Consider the following 19,526-nt stretch of genomic DNA (forward strand, 5'->3'; position numbering starts at 1 on the left):
CCCCGCCGGGATGAAGGCGCGGCGGTTTACGCGTCGCACCGAGGTCGGGTCCCTGCGTAAGGGCCACGTCTCCGATGGCTGGCCTGGGGAGAGCCCCGCCGCGACGGGGGATGCACGGCGGGGCTCTGTAGCGCGGGTACCCCGACCACGGGGTGGCATGCGAGGGAAACTGCGCGGCTCAGTCCGCTTGTTGCGCTTCGCGCTCCAAGGGGGTCTGCGCCATCTTCCGTTCTTCCACGCCACAGCACTTGCGGTTCTGTGAGATGGCGACGAACGTCCGGCGCGCGGGAGTTGAGGGTCGCATGGATCGCCATGGGTGGCCTCGGCCGACAAGTTGGCTCCGGGAGTCCGCGCGCACTCTTCCGCCGCCCGTGCGCCGGTAGCCGTCAGCCGCAACGCTCCCGACAGGCCATGCCATGCCCGAATCGGCGCGCCGCCGGCACCACCCTGCCCGCGGCCTACTGGACGAACGGTAGGAACAGGTCCGCCGTGGCCTCCGCGTGGATCGTGAACTGCTCGCGCGCCTTCGCCGGATCGCTGTGCTCGATCGCCGTGACGAGCGCGCGATGCTGCTGGTCCGGCATCCGGCGCGACTCCACCCCGCCGGGATGGTCCGCGAGGAGCCGGGTCAGCTCGTCCTGGATGCCCTGCTCGGCCTCCAACAGCCGCCGGGAGCCGGAGAGTTCGGCGATGTGGAGGTGCAGTCCGGCGTCCAGGGTGCGATAGGCCTCCGCGTCGGCGACCGCCTGGTCCGTGGCGGTCTCCAGTTCGCGCAGTCTGGCGAGGCCCGCCTCCGAGGCGTGGCGTGCGGCGCGGGCGGATGCCTCTCCCGACACGGCGATCCGCCAGGCCGTCAGTTCCTCGATGTCGGCCTGGGTGTACGGGTGGAGCGCGGTCAACTCCCGGATCCGGCTGAGGACTTCGGGGACCACGAAGGTGCCGGCGCGATGCCCGCGGCGGGTCTCGATCAGCCCGTCCTCCCGGAGGACCGCCATCGCGTGCCGCATGGTCATCACGGCGACCCCGAACATCTCGGCAAGGGCCTTCTCCGGAGGGAAGCGATCACCTCCCACCAGGATCCGCGCGCCGATGAGCTCGTTGAGGCGCCGCGCGATGGCCTCCGCGGCGCCCGCCGAGCGCACCGGCGCAATGTGTTGTGCCCAGCCCTTGTCGTCCATGAAACCTATCCTCTAGATTTCGCACTTCCACCGCAAGTCGCGATCAGCAGGAGAGCCTATGAGCACGACTGAGCCCACGGCACCGGCACCCCTCATCGGGATACCCGTGCGCCTCAGTGACGGGGACGCGCCGGGCGCCGACCAGCGCGTCGTCGAGGCGAATCGCATCTTCGACGACGTCGTCGACCTGATCCGGTCCGCGGGCGCCCAGCCCGTCCTGCTCCGCCCGTCCGCTGACGGAAACCCGCTCGACGAACAGCTCGCCGACTGCCGCGGCTTCGTGGTGCCCGGTGGCGGGGACGTCGACCCGACTCTGTACGGGGCCGATCCGCAGCACCCTGCGCTGTACGACGTCAATCCCGCCCAGGACCGCCTCGACACGGCCGTCATCCGGTACGCCCTCGAGAACCGGAGGCCGTTCCTCGGCATCTGCCGCGGCATGCAACTCCTGAACATCATCCGCGGCGGCACGCTCCACCCCGACCTGCCCAAGACCTCTGTGGCCCACGACCCGGAGAACGGCGAGGGGTGGGCCGTCCACGACGTCGAGCTGTCCGCCGGCAGCGCGGCAGCCCGGGTGTTCGGCCGTGACCGGATACCCGTGTCGTCCGGTCACCACCAGGCCGTGGACCGCGTGGGCGACGGCCTGCGGGTGTCGGCCCGCGCCGAGGACGGATGCGTAGAAGCCATCGAGCCCTGCGACTTCTTCGAGGCAGCCGACTTCTTCGAGGGAGCCGATTCTTTCGAGGGAGCCGAGCCCGCGCAGGTCGGCGCGTGGACGCTCGGAGTCCAGTGGCACCCCGAGGCGTTCGTCCCCAGCGCAGAGCTGCGACTGCCGCTGTTCCGCGCGCTCCTCGAGCAGGTGCGCCCCGAGGCACAGGCAGGGGCCACGTCCTGATGAAGGCGAACGAGACAGCAACACGCCCTCTGGACGCGAGCGACTCGGGGGGCCAGGAGGTCTCGGCGGCCGACACCCCTGCGGGTGGCGGCGCAACGGCCCTGGCGCAGAGCCTGCGCAGCCGCCACATCACCATGATCAGCATCGGTGGTGCGGTCGGCGCGGGACTCTTCGTCGGCTCGGGCGTCAGCATTCAGCAGGCGGGCCCCGGCATCCTGATCGCCTACGCCGTCACGGCCGCCATCGTCATCCTGATCATGCGCATGCTGGCCGAGATGTCCATGCGGCGCCCGGACACCGGAGCCTTCGCCGTGTACGGCCGACTGGCCTTCGGCCGCTGGGCCGGGTTCGCGAGCGGCTGGCTCTACTGGGTGGGCTGGCCCCTCGGGCTGTGCGTGGAGTCCATCGCGCTCGCGCAGATCGTGCACGGCTGGCTGCCCGCCCTGCCGGTCTGGCTCACCGCGCTCACCGTGGTGGCCCTCGTGAGCGCGGTCAACCTCACCTCCGTACGCGCCTACGGCGAGATGGAGTTCTGGGTCGTCTGGATCAAGGTCGCGGTGATCGCCGCGTTCATCGCGGTCGGCATCGTCGCCGTCGCCGGCCTGCTGCCCGGCACACCCGCACCCGGCGTCGGGAACCTCGTCGACCACGGCGGTTTCCTGCCCATGGGGCTCAGCGGTGTCGTCATCGCCATCTCGGGCGCCATGTTCTCGTTCTCCGGCACCGAGATCGTGACCATCGCCGCGGGGGAGGCGCAGGACGCCGCTGCCGCCATCCGCACCAGCACGCGCACGATCCTGGTCCGGGTCTCCGTCTTCTACCTCGGCTCGCTGGCCGTGATCGTCCTGCTCCTGCCCTGGAACAGCACCGCTGTCGGGGAGAGCCCGTTCGCCGCCACGCTCAGCCACCTCGGCCTGAGCGGCGCGTCCACCGTCCTGAGCATCGTGCTCTTCGCGGCGCTCCTCTCCACGATGAACTCGCAGCTCTACGCCAGCTCCCGGATGCTCTTCGCGCTCGCCCGGGACCACGACGCCCCGGCTTTCCTGGCTCGCGTCTCCCGTCGCGGCGTGCCGTACACGGCGATCCTGCTGACCGTCTCGGTCGCGGTGCTCTGCCTGCTGCTCCAGGTCGTCCACCCGACCACGGCCTTCAGCCGGCTGGTGAACATCACCGGCGACACCGTGTACATCACCTGGATCGGCATCGCCGCGTCCCATCTCGTCCTCGGCCGCCGCGACCGTGCCGAAGGGCGCCGCCCCGCGTCCGGGACCGGGGTCTGGCTGTTCCCCTGGCTCACCTGGGCGACGCTGATCGCGCTCGTCTCGCTGTACGCGGTGATGATCTCGCTGCCGGACGCGCGCGAGGACGCCGTGCTGGCCCTTGGCTTCACCGTGGCCACCGCTCTCGTGGGCCTGTGGATGCAGCGAAAGCGGCCCGTAGAGCTCGGCGCCGATCGCGAGCCCCACTGCTCCTGAACCGGGCTCGCCGGAAGGGAACTCCCCACCGCATGTTCCGGGACGGCAAGCGCAGCGACGAACTCGCCGCGCTGCACGCCCCCGGAGCCGTGCGCGAGCCGAGCCCGGCGGACGAAAGCCGGGGTCAGCCCTTGTCCTCGTCCTTGCCGTAGCGGCGCTCGAACGCGGCGACCCGCCCCTCGGTGTCCACGGTGCGTGCCTTCCCGGTGTAGAAGGGATGGCTCTCGGAGGAGATCTCCACGTCGACGACGGGGTAGGTGGCGCCGTCGTCCCATTCGATCGTCTCGTCGCTCCGCGCCGTGGACCGGGTCAGGAAGGCGTATCCGGCGGTCTTGTCCCGGAAGACCACGGCCCGGTAGTCGGGATTCTCCACAGCCATGCCAACTCCTTCGCTTCGGACTGTGCCCATCGTCGTGCACCGGCTGGGCGTACGCCATGCGAGGACCTGTCGCTGAGCGCACGCTGGTCACGGCGCCCTGCCACGCGTTCGTCCGGACGAGTGTGGCGGGGCGCCGTGCCAGGCGGTGCGGTCAGTTCGCTCGGCGCCGTGCCAAGAAGAAGATCGCCGAACCGAGAGCGACCAGCGACACGGCTCCGATGCCCAGCCACCGCTTGTGCGCACCCGCTCCCGTGTCGGCGAGGGCCGGGCCGGTCGGGCTGGGGGCGGGCGGAGCCGGGGCGGGTGCCGTCGGGGCCGGGGACTCGCTCTTGGTCGGCGTGGGGGTGGGCGGAGTCGTGGACGGGCTGGGGGAGGGGCTGGGCAGCGCTTCGATGCGCAGGGAGGCGGCGTTCTCGACGCCGACCGGCTTGCGGCTGCCTCCGTTCGCCTCGGCCGTCAGCTCGGCGCTGACGGACAGCGGCCCGGTCGGCGCTCCGTCGGCGACGGCGAGGGTGAAGGCGGTGGTCGAGGTGCCGGAGGGGTTCAGGACCGTGCTCTTGGGCAGCGCGCCCACGAGGGTTCCGCCGGGGCCGGCGGTCAGGGGGATCCGCCGCCCTGCCACGGTCAGCGTCACCTGGTCGGCGCGGAGCCCGGCGGGGCCCTTGAGCGTGAGGGCCGTGCCGGTGTCCGGGTAGGCGGGGCCGTCGGCCGGGTTCGTGTACGTCACCGAGCCGTTGACCGGCGGGCCGCCCGCGGTGACCCGGTCGGCGACCTTCACCGCTGCCGTGGCCCGTCCTTCGACGGCGAAGTTGTAGGTGGTGCCGGCCACCGTGATGCCGTCCACGTAGGTGTCGAGCGTGGCGGTGTCCGAGCCCAGTCGGCCCACGCGGGCGATGACGCCGAGGGCGCCGTCCCCGGGGTCGGTGCAGGCGGCGGCGAAGGCCGCGAGCGTGGCGTCTCCCTGGGCGGGGAAGCCGGCCACGGCCCGCGACGTCCGCCACGAGGACGTTCCGTCCGGGGCGTAGGCCTGCCAGGTGTCCGGGACGACGCCGGTCCTGCCCGCGGTGTCGGTGTTGCGGCCGGGTTCGAAGCTGAGCGTGGTGAACGTCCCGCCGCAGATCATGGGGAACTGGAGGTTGGCGCTGGTGTTCCCGGCGGTGGATCCGGCCGAGTCCTGGTACGCCGAGTAGGAGATGCCCGAGGCCAGGAGCGAGGTGAGGGTGACCGGGGCGGGGAACGGGTGGGCGGCCTGCGAGGTCTCGCCGCCCCCGATCCCGAGGTGCAGACTCCCGTCGAGCCACTGCGCATCGGCGAACGGGGCGACTTCCTGGGTGCCGTTGGGGATTCCGGCGTTCCCAGGGTCGTCCTGGAGCCTGAACCACGGTCCGGACGGGCCGAGGTCCCCCGGATTGACGACCGTGACGTCAGCGGCGGCCGCGGGCAGGCAGTTGATGCTGCCGATGGACAGTGCGGCGGCGAAGGCGAGGAAGGCGCGCGTTCGTCTCTGACGTCTGCTCGTGGGCAGAACAGCATGTTCAGGCATGCGGCATGTGCTATCAGCTTCTTTATTGTCGACGGCCGCCCGTGATCCGGACACGCGGAGATGTCACGAGGACGGCCGCACGTCCGTTCGTTCTGCCACTGAGGAGGGTGCGGCCGGATCCGGTCCCCTCGGCAGTCGTGCGGCTACCGCGTCCCCGCCGCCCCTGGAAGGGGCTGTCGGCTCTACCGTCGAGCCAGCCAGGCCGCGATCTCGTCCACCACTGCGGCGGCCACATGTCCTGGTCGGGCGTACTCGGCCGGGGTGGGCCGGCCGCTGCCCGAAAAGAAGAGGTGGTTGGCGTCCTTGTGGATGCTGATCGTCACCTGGGAACGGTCCCCCAAGGCGCGCTGCCAGGCCGCCAAATCGTCGGCGACGGTCACTTGGTAGTCCCGCCCGCCTTGAAGGATCAGCATCGGGCAGCGCAGTCGGGCGGCCGTGGCCACGGGGTCGTAGGCGCGCAGGTCGAGCCAGTAAGGAGCGGAGAGCCCGAACGGCAGCAGTGTTGACGGAGTGTCGGGCCCGAGATCCGGGTCCGCTACCGCGGCAGCCTGGCTGACCAGCAGCGACACCATCTCGTCCGCGCTCGGGCCCGGAGCGAGCTCCGCGAGATACCGAGCCACCCGGACGGCCGCCTCGTGCATCGGCTGCGTGTCCGCGGCGAGCATCACCAGACCCGCGATCGACGGGTCGGCTGCGGCGATCCGGGGTGCCACCTTGCCGCCCATGCTGTGGCCGAGCAGGTGAATGTGGTCCGGGGCCACCTCGGGTTGCTGTCGCAGCAGTTGGACCGCTGCGAGGGCATGGGGCAGGTACTCGTCGGCCATATTGTGGTCCGACGGGAGCCGGTCCGGGTGCGCGAACGTCACCTTGTCGAAGCGCAGCACGGCCACCCCCTGGGAGGCGAGCCCCCACGCGAGGTCCTTGAGCGGCTTGTTCGGGCCGCTGCTCTCGTCCCGGTCGAACGGACCGCCACCACTGAGCAGCACCACGGCCGGCCACGGTCCGCAGCCCACGGGAAGGGTGAGTGTGCCGGGGACTGCTACTTCCCCGGGGCTGGGGCTGGGGCTGGGGCTGGGGCTGGTGCCGGTGCTGGGGCTGGTGCTCGCGTCGAGCAGGACGGTCCGCTCAGTGAACCGGTCGAGGTCTGCGTAGTGCGGTCGTTGCCACTCGGCGCCGCCGTGCGCGTCGAGTCGCAATCCCTGCAACAGGCCGTCGTCACCTACGGACGTGACCACGATGAATCCGCCGTCGGAGCAGGCCACCGGTATACGCACGCGCACGGGGTCGGTCTCGCCGGCCTCGGCCACCGGCTCTTCGACCGTCGTGATGCCACCGTGCCCGCCAGCCTCGGCGGTCCATGCGAGCCGTAGTTGCTCGGCGGAGACCGCGGCCCGCAACGGGGGAGCGAACAGTTCCACGGCTTCGCCGAACCGCTCTGCCTGCAGCAGCGCGGCGAAGCGTCGTGCCGTCTCCAGCGCCCCGCCCTTATTCATTCTCATACTTGAGAAAGGTAGCAGTCGTGAGAAGGTTGAGCATGGACTTCCTGGACCTGCTCGCTCACCCCATCCGATTGCGGATCGTGCACGCGATGGGCGGTGGAAGGCTGCTGACGACGTCTCAGCTGTGTGCACGCATCCCAGAAGCCTCCAAGGCCACCGTCTACCGGCACATCGATCTGCTGGCGGACGCCGGGATCCTTGAGGTGGCCGAAGAGCGCAGGGTGCGCGGCGCGGTGCAACGGCACTACCGGCTGCGGCAGGACCGGGCCGTGATCGGCCCCGACGTGGCCCGCACCCTCACTCCCGAGGATCACCGGCGGGCCTTCGCCACCGCGATGACCGCGCTGCTGGCCGAGTTCAGCGCCTATCTCGACCGGGACGGCGCCGATCCCGTGGCCGACCAGGTGGGATACCGCCAGCACGCACTCTGGCTCAGCCCCGCCGAGCTGGAGGAGCTGATCGGCGGACTGCGCGCGGCCATTGCGCCGAAACTCGCCAACGAGCCGAGTCCCGAGCGCACCCAGTACCTGCTCAGCCCCATCCACTTCCCGGTGGAAGGCCCTCAGCCGATCCCTGAACGACCGACGACGGAAGGCGAGCAGGAGACGGACACCTGACCGGCCGGAGGATCGCCCGGACCGGGGCCCGGCCGGCGTCGACTCCACCACGTGCCGGGTCCACCAGCCACCAGCACGCCACCGTAGGCACAAGGAAGGCTTGTCGTCAGAGTTGCGGCAGTCGGTCCGCACCTGTGGGAGTGCGTCGCTCCTCAAGCCAGAAGAGATAGACGCGGAGGTGCGACGCCAGCTGGCCGTCGAGGTAGGCGGCATAGTTCACGGCCGCGGCGGCCACACCTTGCCCGGACTTCGCGTCGTCGGCCTCCCAGTCGGCGCGCCGATGCGCCAGGTACTCCCTGATCCGTCCCCGGTCGTGCCACCACTCGCGGACCGCTGCCGGCGTCCATCGGGTGTCGCCGTCACAGCCGTAGCCGGAGAACGCCTCGGCCTCCGCTGCATCGACCAGCCGCTGAAGCTCCTCCGGCGTGCGGGGCTGCCGGTACACGTACTCGGTGAAGTGGTCGGCCTCGTAGAGCACGAGCTCCGGGGCGTGGATACGGCCCGTCCCGCAGTTGTCGGTGTCGGCCCCGTAGAACGGTCCGGGCACGTTGAGCCACTTCCGGTCCGACCACTGTCCCAAGAAGGCTCCGCGCGCATCGTCGAGCCCGGGCACCGGATCGAAGTAGAGGTCCACGGCGGAAGGTTAGCCAGGTGCCGAACGATTCACCGGACAGACGGCCCTAGTTCGGTGAGACGCCTAGTTCGGTGAGACGCCGAACCACTTCGTGGCGGCCTCCTCGAACATGTCGAGGTCCCGGTTCAGGTCCTCTCCGGCGGCCCAGGCCACAACTCCGTCCGGGCGTACGAGAACGGCGCCGAGGCCGAGGTCGTCACGGGCCTGCCCGGTCGCGTACAGGATGCGGTCGCGGCTCTGCCAGCCCTTGGCCGCACGCCGCAGCGCTGAGTCGCCGCGGAAGTCCAGGAGCACGCCCCCCCGGCCCTGGCGGAGCAGTTCGCCGAGGCGGGTGCCGTCCTCGAAGCGGAAGTCGGGGGCGGAGGTGCCGACGAGCGCGTGTGCGCTGTCCAGGTCGTAGCGGTTGAACAACCCTGTCGTCTGCCGGTAGGCGAAGGTCGTGCCGTCCTTGGTGCTCAGCAACTGGTGGACCAACTGCCGCAGCGCGGAAGCATTGGGGCCCGGCTTCATGGTCGCCACCTGGGCGCGCGACCAGTCCAGTACGGCGGCGCCGACGGGGTGCCGTTCACTGGTGTAGGTGTCGAGCAGGCGCTCGGGCGCGGTGCCCCGCACCGTCGAGGCGAGCTTCCAGCCGAGGTTGGCGGCGTCACCGATGCCGAGGTTGAGGCCCTGACCGCCGAGCGGGGAGTGAATGTGCGCGGCGTCCCCGGCCAGCAGGACCCGCCCGTTGCGGTACGTCGTCACCTGCATCGCACGGTCGGTGAAACTGGACGCAAGCCGAACGTCCTGCAATTCCACGTCAGTTGACGTGAAGCGGTGCAGGACGTCCTGGAGGTGCTCGCGGGTCAGCGGCTTCGACCGGTCGAAGGCGCCGCCGTCGAAGTCCATCATGCCCAGGTGCCCCTCGAAGGGCGTGCGCAGATACATGCCGTTCGGCGTGAGATTGAAGCCGAGCCGGAGCCTGTCGGGGCCGGGGTCGGCGAAGGTGACCTGCGCGACGTAGCCGGTGAACAGCGGCTCGGTGCCCACGAAGTCGAAGCCCGCGAGGCCTCGCACCGTGCTGCGCCCGCCGTCGCAGCCCACCAGGTAGCGCGCCCGGTGTTCCTGTCCGCCGGCGGTGACGGTGACGCACCGGTCGTCCTGCGTGACGGCGGTGACGGGTGCGCCTCGCCGGACGTCCACGCCGAGCGCGACGGCCCGCTCGTTGAGGACCGAGGTGACGGCCGCGAGGCTGGTCATGAAGCCCTCCATCGCCGGGCTGGGCAGTCGGAAGGAGAGCGCGGTCACGTCGATGCAGGCCGCGTCCAGGCTCATGCCCGCGAAGTGACTCACGTCGCGGGGGGCTGGTGCCTTGACGGCATCGGCAGGCGCCCCGACCTTCGCGGGATCGGCGTGCGAGGCGTCGATCAACGCGTCGAGCAGCCCGCGGCGGTGGAGCACCTCGGCCGATCCGGCGCTCAGTCCCCGCAGACCGAGCGGGAGTTCCTTCCACCATGAGGTGATCTCCTCGTCCTGCTCCAGGACCAGGACGGAACACGCGCCCAGAGCGAGCTCCGTGGCCAGGAAAGACCGACCGGGCCGCCGCCCGCGACAACTGCGTCATGCGTGAGGAACGCCTTTCCGAAGCATCTGCCAGGAGGGCCCGGCTCGTCGGGACGGGTGACGGGTCAGCCGAGCCGGGTGAGGCCGTCGATGACGACCGCGATGCCGGTGAGGAACTGCTCGCGGTCGTCGTGCTCGCGCATCTGGCCGGCGATGGCGTGCATGAACGGGTAGTCCTGGGGGTCGAGTTGCTGCCAGGCAGCCGCGGTCGCGGCGAGGAACTCGGCGCTGTCGGGTACGGCGGCCGACGTGTCACCGTCGAGCCGGGCGTTCTGGCTGACGGCCCCGAGGATGTAGTGCACGAGCGTCGAAGCGGCATCGAACCAGGACGCCTGCCGCACCCCCAGCGCTCCGACCTGCCGCCCGATCCTCTCGAAGATCCCCACCGTCACCGGCCCGAACGGCTGCCGGACCACCTGCGACGTCAGCCGCGTCGCCAGCCATTGATGCTCGGCGATCGCATCGAACAAGGCCAGCGCCACGACACGAATCTCGTCCGCGGGTGTGCCCGCGCTCTGCGCCGGATCGGCCGCCAGGGCGGCGACGACGATCGTCTCCGTCGCCGCGTCGAGAAGCTCGTCCCGACCGCCGACCCGGTAGTAGATCGCCCCGGCCCCGGTGGACAGGCGCTCGGTCAGCGCGCGAGTGGTCAGCGCACCCTCACCACCCGCGTCGAGCAGCTCGATCGCGGTGTCGATGATCTGCTCCCGGGAGAGCACCTGGTTCCGCCGCTGGGGTTTGGGGGGTCGCGTCGCCATGGTTCGACCGTGGCATATTTGGAGCGCTGAACCAAATTGGTTCGTTGATCCAAGATGAATCGAGATTCGGATGGCGGCTGGTCGTGCACTGCTCGCAGCGCTGAAGGCTCGTTGGCAGAAGGTCAGTTGACTCTCGCGTGGAGTCGGGCGGCGAAGCGATCCGGGGGTGTTCAACTCTGACTAACTGACTAACTACGCCTGACGGGCTTGCAGTTGGTCGGTAGGTTGCCTGTGTGACGAGCGTTCGGAGTGGGAGCAGCGGCGGCAGGGAGGTCTTCCGTGTCGTCGAGGAGCTGCGCAGCCGGATCGCCGGGGGCGTCTATCCGGTCAGTTCGCTGCTGCCGGCCCAGCGCCAGCTCGCCACCGAGTTCTCCGTGACGCGGGACACCGTGCAGAAGGCGCTGGAGCAGCTCAAGACGGAGGGCTGGATCGAGGCTCGGCAGGGAAGCGGTACACGGGTGGTACAGCGGGTCTCGAAGGAGCAGCAGGTCCAGTCGTACACCGCGAAGGCGGCGGTGGAGGGGCGGGTGTCGCTGCGGGCGTTCTTCGACGAGGCGTTCTCCGGCCCCGAGGTCGTGCTCGACGTCTACACGCTGACGTCGGAAGCCCTGGACACCCAGGTGCAGGGACAGATCGAGCGGATCAGGTCCGGGGAGGTAGCCCCCCGGCGCATCTCGATCCGGATGCTGCTTCCCTCGGAGTCACTCGATCTGCCGTATCCCAGGGCGCTGGAAGATCCGGACGGCGACCTGACCGCGCAGCTGAAGCGGCGGCTCATCGGCATCTCTCGCCGGCACAGCGAGTCCATACGCTTCGCGCTGCTGCAACTGGGGGCGGAGGGGCTGGTCGAGCAGGCCGACATGGAGATCCGCTACGTGGATCTCACCCCGACGTTCAAGCTCTATCTGATCAATGACACGCGGGCGCTGCACGGGCCGTACGAAGTGATCGAGCGGCCGATCGTGCTGGGCGACGAGGCGGTGCGGTCGCTGGACGTCCTGGGTCTCGGCGCGACGCTCACGCACTACGTCGTGGACCCCGGCCATCCGGACGCGCGCGGTTCGGTGTTCGTGAAGTCCTGGCAGACGTGGTTCAAGTCGGTGTGGACGACACTGGCGCGCTGAATCGGTCGTTGCCCGATCGCGAGATCCTCCCGCGATCGGCCCCTGACGTTCGCACGTCGTCGCGGGGGACGGCTGACCGCGGGCCGTGCGCGGCCTCAGTGCCGTACCGGCTGGTGAGGAGGGTGGGGCAGAGCGCCGGGTGGCCATCCTTCACCAGCCGTCGCTGCTCGTCCTGGACGAGCCCAGCACCGGTGTCGACCCGGTCAGCCGTGTCGACCTGTGGCGCCTGGTCTCCAGGGCCGCCGCCGACGGCGCCGCGATCGTCATGGCCACCACCTACCTGGACGAGGCCGAACGGGCTTCCACCTGCCTGGTCCTGGACAGCGGCCGGCCGCTCGCGAGCGGGGCACCCGCCGACATCCTCGACAACACACCCGGCACGCTGACCACCGCAGACTCCCCCACCGGACCACGTGAACTGTCCTGGAGACGAGGCCGGCAGACGCGCTCCTGGCACGCAGGCGGCCCCCGCCCGGCGAGCGGGCGATGGCCGCCGACATGGAAGACGCCGTGATCGCCTACACCCTCGCCGACCAGCAGCAGGAGCACTGACATGAGTGAACGAGCGCCCCTGATCCACGCCGACCGGGTCACCAAGCGGTACGGCTCCTTCACCGCGGTCGACACCGTCTCCCTCGACGTGTTCCCCGGTGAGATCGTCGGCCTGCTCGGCGCCAACGGCGCCGGAAGGACCACGCTGATCAAGAATCTCCTGGGCCTGACCGTCCCCACCGAAGGCGCCGTCATCGCCTTCGGCCGCCTGCCCGATCGCGCCACCCGCGGACGCCTGGGCTACGTACCCCAAGGTCTTGGCCTGTGGCCGACCCTGACGGTCGCCGAGAACATCTCCTTCGCGTCGGCCGCCTTCCAGGCCGAAACCCCCACGCTGGAACCGGCGCTGGCAGCCGTCAGGGCCGACTCGTCGGCGAGATCGGCCTGGGCCTGCAACGCCAACTCGCCTTCACCATCGCCCTCGCCCACCACCCCGAACTCCTCGTCCTGGACGAGCCGACCTCCGGCGTGGAGCCCCTGGCCCGTGCACGCCTGTGGGACACCGTCCACGACCAGGCCGATCAAGGCGTCGCCGTCCTGGTCACCACGCACTACATGCAAGAAGCCCAGCAGCGCGACCGCCTCGTGCTGATGTCCCACGGCAAAGCCGTCGCAGCAGGCAGCGAACGCGACATCATCGGCGACACCACAGCCTGCGAAGTCGACACCCCGCACTGGGCAGCCGCCTTCGCCGCCCTCGACGAGGCAGGACTCTCCGTCACCCTCAACGGCCGCCGCGTCCGCCTCGCCGACACACCACCTGACACCATCACCCGCGCCCTCCGTGGTGCGAACATCACCGCCGACGTACGCGAAGTCCCCGCCACCCTTGAGGAGAAGACGACCGTCATCGATCGTGCGGCAACCCCAGCCTGACCTGACGGCTTGTGCAGTCTTTTGGGTGGCCGCAGCCGGAGAAGGCCCCCTTCCGCGCCGTCGGCTACTTGCACATGGACGGTGCCGTGGCGGCCGGTACCTCGTCCTGCACCGAGTACGACACGGTCGTCGCGCCCAGCACCGCCGCCACGAGCGCCCCGGCCAGCACCGGCCACTGCCACCGCGGAGGCCTCAGCCTCGGCAGCCGGGCCGAGCGGGAGGTGCCCGCGGCCGATTCCACTCGGCGCAGCAGGGGGGCGGTGCCGGCGGTCCGGGCGACTCGCTGCTCGTGCGTGGGAGCCAGGCAGTCCCTCACGATCTCCCTCCAGGTGTCGGGGAGTTCGGGGGAGAGTCGCAGCTGCTCGGTGCCGCGGGCGTAGCGCGTGGCCGCGTCGCAGCGCGCCTCGGTGGTGCCGCCGGGTAAGGGGAACGTCCCCGTCAGGACGACGTGGGTGAGGACGCCGAAGGCCCAGAGGTCGGCGGAGGGGCGGATGCGTGTGCCCCGCTCGTCGATCTCGGGCCAGATCAGCTCGGGAGGGGAGTAGTCACGGGTGGCGAAGGCAGGTGCGTAGGCGTGGGTGCCCTCCAGTTCCGCAGCCGTGTTGAAGTCCGCGAGCCGGGCTGATCCGTCCTTCATCAGCAGGACGTTGGCCGGTTTGAGGTCTCCGTGCACCCAGCCCGCATGGTGCAGCTGGTGCAGGCCCTCGCAGACGCAGGCCAGCAGCGAGGGCCCCGCCTCGGGTTTCGGCGAGTGCTCCAGCAACAGGTCCAGGGAGCCTTCGGCCCGTTCCAGTACGAGGACGGTGGCGCCGTCGAGTTCCGGATGCTCCGGGTTGTCGAGCGTCAGGGTGTCGTACAGCTGGATCAGCCTGGGCGCACGCACCTTGCTCAGCAACTCCACTTCGCGTGCGACCAGTTCACGCAGGTGCTGCAGCTGGCGCGGTGTGCGCGTGCCGGTCGGCAGGATCTTCAGCGCCGCCCTGCCGGGGACGCCGGGACCCCTGTCGCCGGTGTGCCGGGCCGCGTAGACGGTGGCGAACCCGCCGGACGCGAGGGGTCGGCGCACCTCCCAGGGGCCGACGCGGTAGCCCCTCGGGACAAGGACGGCGTCCGGCCCTCCCGTCATCGGGCTGCCTCGCTCGACGCCGGGGAGAGCACCACGAGATCGTCCTCGCGGACGAGGTCGAACCGGAGGGCCAGGGAGACCAGCGACTCCTTGCGCCCGTTGAAGCGCCGGCCCGGTTCAGCCGTGTCCGGGTCAGGGCGCAGCCGTAGCTTGAGGGCGAGGTAGTCGATGTTCCAGTAGACGGCGGAGCGACTGACCGAGTGCCAGGTAGGACGCAGGCGCTCCACGAGCTGCGCGATGCCGGACAGCGGTGCGTGCGGCTCGCCGCGCAACCGGGGCTCGCACAGGGCGGCCAGGACCGCGAAGTAGCGCTTGGTGCGGTCGAGGACGAATGCTGGTGCGGTGACGGTTCCGGTGAGCCCGGCTCGGCTCACACTGCGGAAGGCGTGACGTGGTGCCCATACGTCGAAGGCGAGCAGGTCGCCCGCAGCAGGCAGGACGACGCGCGAGAACTCGAACGCCACGGGGGCGTCCAGCCGCCCCGGCGGGACCTTGACGTGTTCCCCCGCGCCCTCCGGGTTCTCCACCACGTAGGTCTGGTGCTCGCTGTGGTTGCTCAGCAGCCAGAACGTCCGGTGCGCGGTGATCTCGCCGGCGAACCGTGGCACCCCTTCGTGCGCGATGACGAGACCGCCCCGCGTCCTGGCCCTGCCGAAGAGGATCCTTTCACCTGCGGCGATCGTGATCTGCCTGTCTTCACTGCCGCACGACGGCGGCACGACAATGACGCTGTACACGTGGCGTCGTCCCCCTCCTCCGGTGCCCCGGAGGGATCACCCCGCGCCTCGGCCGGGGTCGGTCTGCTGTCAGCTGTCGCTCGGTCCCCACCTTGGTCACACGCAGATGCGAGGCGGCGAGCCCTTCGAACCACGCACGCCTGTGGATCTGCGTGCCACGCGCCTCCCGTAGCGCGTTGGATCGAGCATCGCTGACACGAGCACGGTCAGCCACCGCCTTCGGCCCTGCCTGAAAAGAGCAGGTCAGCAGCAGGGAATTGAACGCTCCGCATTCGATTCAGCGACCTGTACTGATCCGGGCCGCACCTCGACCTGCCGACGCTTCGTGTGGGGGAGGGGCGCTACCCCGGCGAAAGGTCAGGTCGGTGCTGGTGCGTCCATGCGGGTGCTCATCCGCATCTTCGTGGATCCGTGAACGGGCAGCCGTCGTTACTCGGGCATGGATGCACAGACCCGACACTTGATCCCTGCCCAAGAAGCTGCTGTGGCCCGCCGCCTGGAGCTGCTCACCCTCGAGGAGGCACACGACCTGCTGCGCCTGCTCCAGTTGATCGCCGAGGAGGGGCCGGACGAACTGAGCGAGGAAGCCGGCTGGTTCGCCCAGGAAATCGTCGCGCGGATCCCCGCCGAGGAGTAGCGGGAGCCGGCGCAGGGACGCCGGACGAACTGCCTGAGTCGATGCGCTGCGCCACGGGGGAGCAGCGCTACGGCCATCAGGTGAGGATGGTTCGATCCTGACTGGCGCCTCCACCGCCCCAGCGTGGCGCGGGCGCCAACTGCGCCTGCGGCACGCCGGTCCAACCGCTCTTCCAGCGGCTTGTACTTCTGGAAGAACGCTGCCGACTCCCGGGAGTACGCGGCCTGCAGCGGCAACCCGTGCCGCTGAGGTCCAGAACCGGGAGCCTGAGCAACTCCGCACTGCGCGGCGAGCACCGGCCAAGCCTGGTTGACCAGTCCACACGAAGACGGACAAGGGCCGCCTACCGGCAACCCGCCCCCTCGCCGACCCGCATGCGCAGTATCCGTATGCTCCCGGCCATGAGACTCTTCCGGTCGCGCAGCCGAGACGACGGCACACGGATGACGAGAACTCCAGTGGCTGAGGCCAAGGCGCTTTACGAGGCCGGGCGTTACGCCGAAGCGGAGGCCGAAGCGCGTGCCGTGGCCCGGTCGAGGTCACGCGATGACGAGTACGGGGCGGTGGCGCTCTTCATCGCCGCGATCGCCACGGGCGCCCAGGGCCGCCACACCGAATCCGTCGTCACCTACGACAAAGCGCTGCCGGCCTTCCGGCGGGCGTTCGGGGCCAATCACTGGCTGACCATGAAGCTGCGCTCGGACCGCGCCCAGCAGTTGGCCTCGCTGGGGCGGTACGCCGAGTGCGAGGCGGAGTGCGTGGCCGTCGTCGAGGCAGCGAGCCGCGGTGCCGGCCCAGACATGGCAAACCTGACGGCGGCCGCCCGCAACGGACTGATATTCGCCCTCAATGCGCAGGGCCGCCACCAGGAGGCCGAAACCCTGGCCCGGGAGGCGCTGGCCGCCCATCGCGCGCCCGACCGGACGTCCTTGGTCCTACGGCTCGGCCTGGCCCGCAGCCTCAACGGCCAAGCCCGCCACGAGGACGCCCTTGCCGAGGCGCACCGAGCCGACGAGCTGTACAGCGCCCTGCCCGAGAGCCAGCGTCACCCGGACAAGGGCGCCGTCGAACTTGCCCACGCCACAGCCCTGTTGGGGTTGCAGCGCACTCCCGAAGCCCGCCGCCAGGCCGCGGCCGCGCACCACGCCTGCCTGACCTCCTTCGGCCTGGAGCACAGCCGAACCGTCGAGGCCCAAACGCTGCTCGACCGCATCGACGGCACTCGTTCGTAAGATCGCTGGGCGCCGCGCGTTGTCTGGTTGGCCTCGAGTGTGCCGAGATGATCGGCCCAGTGCGGCCCCCGGACCGGATGGGCAGGCATGAGCGACTCGATCCGGTGGTTATCGCCATTTTTCCGGCTTAGGCGGTGATGTTCGGGAATCCTGCCGAGGTATCTCTGAGAACCACTGCAAGGAGCCCCCAGTGCGCCGCCCGCCCCGCAAGGCCTTCGCCGCCCTCATCGCCGCAGCCGCCCTCGCCCTCCCCCTCCTCACCCCCACACCCGCCTCGGCTGCCACCGCCACCAGCCGCTTCGCGAACTACCGCTACGGTGACTGCCTGCGCGAGAACTCCGACACCGGCCTCAAGGGCGACCGCTGCACCACCGGACGAGGCAGTCTCCTGTGGCAGTGGAACGGCCGCCTCAACACCAGCACCACTCTCAAGAACAACTTCTGGGTCCGCTGCCTCGACAGCAATGACCGGGGCGACGTCTACCCTCTGCGCTGTAACGGCGGCTCGTACCAGAAGTGGCGCACCGTCCAGCCCGCCGCCCGCAGCGCCATCATGCTCCAAAGCGTCGGCACGGACCGCTGCCTCTACCAGCAGGACAACGGCTACTACCGCACGGCCCGCTGCGACCGAGGCGCCCAGAACCAGCGCTTCACCATCGGCTGAACGGCTCTCCCGACCGCTTCAAGACGCCGTCGGCGAGCAGCTCTTCCTCTGTGTGCGGCCGGAAGGGACGGCGACGAGGACCTTATGGCGCACGACCGGCAGTCCTGTCGTCGTCGCGGGGCTCCCGCGGCCGACGGCACGGACGGATTCCCGGCCGGAGTGTACGTTCGTACGCTCGATGGGTAAGGTGACGCCCATGCCGACGGACTACTTTGCGCAGGACTCGCGCACCAACCTCGAGCGCATGCTCGCCGGGGAGCTCTACATAGCCGATGATCCGCAGATCGCGGAGCGGCAGCAGCGGGCCGTACGCCTGGCCGCCCGCTACCAGGCCGCGTACATCGAAGACGCGCACGCTGCCGAGCCGGTGCTGGCCGAACTGCTGGGGTCCGTCGGCGACGAAGCGCACGTACGCCCGCCTCTCAACGTCGACTACGGCAGCAACATCACCATCGGCGCGCGCACCTTCGTGAACTACAACCTGACCGCTCTCGACGTCGCCGCGATCGTTATCGGCGAGGACTGCCAGATCGGGCCGAACGTTCAGCTGCTGACTCCCACGCACCCGCTGGAGCCGCAGCCGCGGCGCGACAAGCTGGAGGCCGCGCAGCCCATCATCATCGGCGACAATGTCTGGCTCGGCGGCGGCGTCATCGTCTGTCCCGGCGTGACGATCGGGGACAACAGTGTGATCGGCGCGGGGGCGGTGGTCACCAAGGACGTACCCGCGAATGTCGTCGCCGTGGGCAACCCCGCCCGGCCGATCCGCACACTCTGAGGTACAGCACATGAGCACCGGACACACCGACCCGCAACGCCGCGAGCGCATTCTTGCCGCGACCCTCGACCACATCGCGGAGGAAGGTGTGGCCGGCGTCTCCCACCGCAAGATCGCCACGCGTGCCGGTGTTCCCCTCGGCTCCATGACGTACCACTTCAGTGGCAAGGACGACTTGCTCCGCGAGGCCTTCACCGACTTCGCCGACCAGATCGTGACCGTCTTCGAGAGGTACCTGAGCCGGGCCGAGACCCTTGAGCAGGCCCGAGAGGCCGTGACCGACCTGGTGCACACTCTGTCCGAAGGGCCTCGGCGCGACCTGGTTCTGGCCCAGGAGCTCTATACCCTCGCCGCCCGGCGGCCGGAGTACCAGGAACTGACCCAGGCGTGGATGCGCCGCAGCCGCCAGTTGCTGGAGCGGCACTTCGACCCTGACACCACTCGCCAGCTCGACGCCCTCATCGAGGGACTCACTCTGCACCGCGCGTTGGACAACGGCGCTCCGCACAGCCGCGCACTGACCGCCGAAGCGGTCAGGCGCATCACCACCGCCTGACGGCGGCCACCGAACAGCCCGTGGGGCGCACCCTGACCCGCGCCCCACGGGCCTCTGTGTGTGTCTCTGGGGTCGCGACCGGCAGCATCGCCTGGTCTGGCCTGGCCTGGCCTGGGGTGATCCCACGACCCTGGAGACCATTCGTTGGGTCCTTCTCAGAGCCCGCGGAGTGCCTCGTACAGGTCTCCGTAGGCGGTCCAGCAGTCGATACTGCCGTCGTCGTACAGGCTGCCCATGTACCAGTCGTCGTCATCGGCTGACTTCACCAGGCACAAGCCGTGGAACCCAAGGACGATCTCTGGGCGCAGGGCCTCGTGGGCTCCAGGGCCGGCCACCCACTTCACCGTCCGATCGGTGTCCAGGGCGACAGCCTCTTGATCCCCGGACACGTCACGGATCCTCTGAAGGGTCCACTGCGGGGGCAGGTGGGTGGTCGTCACTCCCAGATGGTCTCATCGCTGAGCGAACAAGCAGCCGGCATGGACGGGCGACCGGACCGCTACCGGGCGGAGATCACCGACCCTCGGACCGCGTTCGCCGACGATGCCGTACTGGTGGCTCTCCAAGCTTCCGTGCTGTACAGCGAGCGGTGGCCCGGAATCGACGTTGTCAGAGTCGAGTTCGTGTAGGTGCCGTCCTATGTGGGCAAGCTCGGCCCCCG

The 19,526-nt window shown here is 70.1% G+C and carries 19 protein-coding genes and 4 pseudogenes; 13 read left to right on the top strand and 10 right to left on the bottom strand.

Annotation, left to right across the window (positions count from 1 at the left end; genetic code table 11):
* Positions 1-458: 458 nt before the first annotated feature.
* On the bottom strand, positions 459-1,178 hold the full coding sequence (locus tag RBJ77_RS33075) for a FadR/GntR family transcriptional regulator (RefSeq protein ID WP_372348343.1): 720 nt from the start codon (positions 1,176-1,178) through the stop codon (positions 459-461).
* A 58-nt stretch (positions 1,179-1,236) separates the two neighbouring features.
* Between RBJ77_RS33075 and RBJ77_RS33080 the strand changes: the two genes are divergently transcribed.
* A complete protein-coding gene (locus RBJ77_RS33080; RefSeq protein ID WP_372348344.1) occupies positions 1,237-2,076 on the top strand; it encodes a gamma-glutamyl-gamma-aminobutyrate hydrolase family protein in 840 nt (279 codons plus the stop codon).
* On the top strand, positions 2,076-3,551 hold the full coding sequence (locus RBJ77_RS33085; RefSeq protein ID WP_372348345.1) for an amino acid permease: 1,476 nt from the start codon (positions 2,076-2,078) through the stop codon (positions 3,549-3,551). Before RBJ77_RS33080 ends, RBJ77_RS33085 begins: the two co-directional genes overlap by 1 nt.
* Before the next feature lie 124 nt (positions 3,552-3,675).
* On the opposite strand, the gene RBJ77_RS33090 is transcribed toward RBJ77_RS33085, so the two are convergent.
* The 3 genes from RBJ77_RS33090 to RBJ77_RS33100 all read right to left on the bottom strand — a co-directional run bounded on the left by RBJ77_RS33090 (position 3,676) and on the right by RBJ77_RS33100 (position 6,972).
* Positions 3,676-3,930: a type B 50S ribosomal protein L31 gene (locus RBJ77_RS33090; protein ID WP_372348346.1), complete on the bottom strand. Its 255-nt coding sequence runs from the start codon at positions 3,928-3,930 to the stop codon at positions 3,676-3,678.
* Positions 3,931-4,081: 151 nt separating this feature from the next.
* Positions 4,082-5,473, bottom strand: coding sequence for a hypothetical protein (locus tag RBJ77_RS33095; protein ID WP_372348347.1), 1,392 nt, complete (start codon positions 5,471-5,473; stop codon positions 4,082-4,084).
* A 182-nt stretch (positions 5,474-5,655) separates the two neighbouring features.
* Positions 5,656-6,972, bottom strand: a complete 1,317-nt coding sequence (locus RBJ77_RS33100) for an alpha/beta hydrolase family protein (RefSeq protein ID WP_372348348.1) — start codon at positions 6,970-6,972, stop codon at positions 5,656-5,658.
* 20 nt (positions 6,973-6,992) lie between these two features.
* On the opposite strand from RBJ77_RS33100, the gene RBJ77_RS33105 reads away from it, so the two are divergent.
* Entirely contained in the window at positions 6,993-7,589 is a 597-nt protein-coding gene (locus RBJ77_RS33105) for a helix-turn-helix domain-containing protein (protein ID WP_372348349.1), read from the top strand.
* A gap of 106 nt (positions 7,590-7,695) precedes the next feature.
* On the opposite strand, the gene RBJ77_RS33110 is transcribed toward RBJ77_RS33105, so the two are convergent.
* From RBJ77_RS33110 to RBJ77_RS33120, 3 genes and pseudogenes are all read right to left on the bottom strand, one after another.
* The gene (locus RBJ77_RS33110; RefSeq protein WP_372348350.1) at positions 7,696-8,223 is read right to left on the bottom strand and encodes a ferredoxin; all 528 of its coding nucleotides are present in this window, start codon (positions 8,221-8,223) and stop codon (positions 7,696-7,698) included.
* Between the two features lie 63 nt (positions 8,224-8,286).
* Positions 8,287-9,827: pseudogene (locus RBJ77_RS33115) on the bottom strand (FAD-dependent oxidoreductase); the annotation flags it as partial.
* A 63-nt stretch (positions 9,828-9,890) separates the two neighbouring features.
* Positions 9,891-10,583: a TetR/AcrR family transcriptional regulator gene (locus tag RBJ77_RS33120; RefSeq protein ID WP_372348351.1), complete on the bottom strand. Its 693-nt coding sequence runs from the start codon at positions 10,581-10,583 to the stop codon at positions 9,891-9,893.
* A gap of 233 nt (positions 10,584-10,816) precedes the next feature.
* Here RBJ77_RS33120 and RBJ77_RS33125 point away from each other — a divergent pair, with 233 nt between their 5' ends.
* The 5 genes and pseudogenes from RBJ77_RS33125 (at position 10,817) to RBJ77_RS33145 (ending at position 13,135) form a co-directional block, all read left to right on the top strand.
* Complete coding sequence (locus RBJ77_RS33125; RefSeq protein WP_372348352.1) at positions 10,817-11,707, top strand: winged helix-turn-helix domain-containing protein; 891 nt, start codon at positions 10,817-10,819, stop codon at positions 11,705-11,707.
* Between the two features lie 139 nt (positions 11,708-11,846).
* Positions 11,847-12,221, top strand: coding sequence for a hypothetical protein (locus RBJ77_RS33130; protein ID WP_372348353.1), 375 nt, complete (start codon positions 11,847-11,849; stop codon positions 12,219-12,221).
* Positions 12,222-12,260: 39 nt separating this feature from the next.
* Positions 12,261-12,608: pseudogene (locus tag RBJ77_RS33135) on the top strand (ATP-binding cassette domain-containing protein); the annotation flags it as partial.
* A pseudogene (locus RBJ77_RS33140) lies at positions 12,524-12,751 on the top strand (hypothetical protein); the annotation flags it as partial. The pseudogenes RBJ77_RS33135 and RBJ77_RS33140, both read left to right, overlap by 85 nt.
* 63 nt (positions 12,752-12,814) lie before the next feature.
* Entirely contained in the window at positions 12,815-13,135 is a 321-nt protein-coding gene (locus RBJ77_RS33145) for a hypothetical protein (protein ID WP_372348636.1), read from the top strand.
* Positions 13,136-13,202: 67 nt separating this feature from the next.
* Here the strand turns inward: RBJ77_RS33145 and RBJ77_RS33150 are convergent.
* Both RBJ77_RS33150 and RBJ77_RS33155 read right to left on the bottom strand, forming a co-directional pair.
* Positions 13,203-14,261 (bottom strand): annotated as a pseudogene (locus tag RBJ77_RS33150) (serine/threonine protein kinase); the annotation flags it as partial.
* Complete coding sequence (locus tag RBJ77_RS33155) at positions 14,258-14,998, bottom strand: FHA domain-containing protein (protein ID WP_372348354.1); 741 nt, start codon at positions 14,996-14,998, stop codon at positions 14,258-14,260. The gene RBJ77_RS33155 and the pseudogene RBJ77_RS33150, both read right to left, overlap by 4 nt.
* A gap of 484 nt (positions 14,999-15,482) precedes the next feature.
* Between RBJ77_RS33155 and RBJ77_RS33160 the strand changes: the two genes are divergently transcribed.
* The 5 genes from RBJ77_RS33160 to RBJ77_RS33180 all read left to right on the top strand — a co-directional run bounded on the left by RBJ77_RS33160 (position 15,483) and on the right by RBJ77_RS33180 (position 18,865).
* Positions 15,483-15,635: a DUF6417 family protein gene (locus RBJ77_RS33160; RefSeq protein ID WP_255979103.1), complete on the top strand. Its 153-nt coding sequence runs from the start codon at positions 15,483-15,485 to the stop codon at positions 15,633-15,635.
* Between the two features lie 443 nt (positions 15,636-16,078).
* Complete coding sequence (locus RBJ77_RS33165) at positions 16,079-16,867, top strand: tetratricopeptide repeat protein (RefSeq protein ID WP_372348610.1); 789 nt, start codon at positions 16,079-16,081, stop codon at positions 16,865-16,867.
* A 190-nt stretch (positions 16,868-17,057) separates the two neighbouring features.
* A complete protein-coding gene (locus RBJ77_RS33170) occupies positions 17,058-17,531 on the top strand; it encodes a hypothetical protein (protein ID WP_372348355.1) in 474 nt (157 codons plus the stop codon).
* A gap of 196 nt (positions 17,532-17,727) precedes the next feature.
* Entirely contained in the window at positions 17,728-18,309 is a 582-nt protein-coding gene (locus tag RBJ77_RS33175; RefSeq protein WP_372348356.1) for a sugar O-acetyltransferase, read from the top strand.
* Positions 18,310-18,319: 10 nt separating this feature from the next.
* Entirely contained in the window at positions 18,320-18,865 is a 546-nt protein-coding gene (locus RBJ77_RS33180; RefSeq protein WP_372348357.1) for a TetR/AcrR family transcriptional regulator, read from the top strand.
* Between the two features lie 155 nt (positions 18,866-19,020).
* Here RBJ77_RS33180 and RBJ77_RS33185 read toward each other — a convergent pair whose 3' ends face one another.
* Positions 19,021-19,305 (bottom strand): hypothetical protein, encoded by a 285-nt coding sequence (locus RBJ77_RS33185; protein ID WP_372348358.1) that lies wholly within the window; start codon positions 19,303-19,305, stop codon positions 19,021-19,023.
* Positions 19,306-19,526 lie beyond the last annotated feature (221 nt).

Source organism: Streptomyces sp. KL116D (assembly GCF_030766975.1).
Taxonomy (GTDB): Bacteria; Actinomycetota; Actinomycetes; order Streptomycetales; family Streptomycetaceae; genus Streptomyces; species Streptomyces longispororuber_A.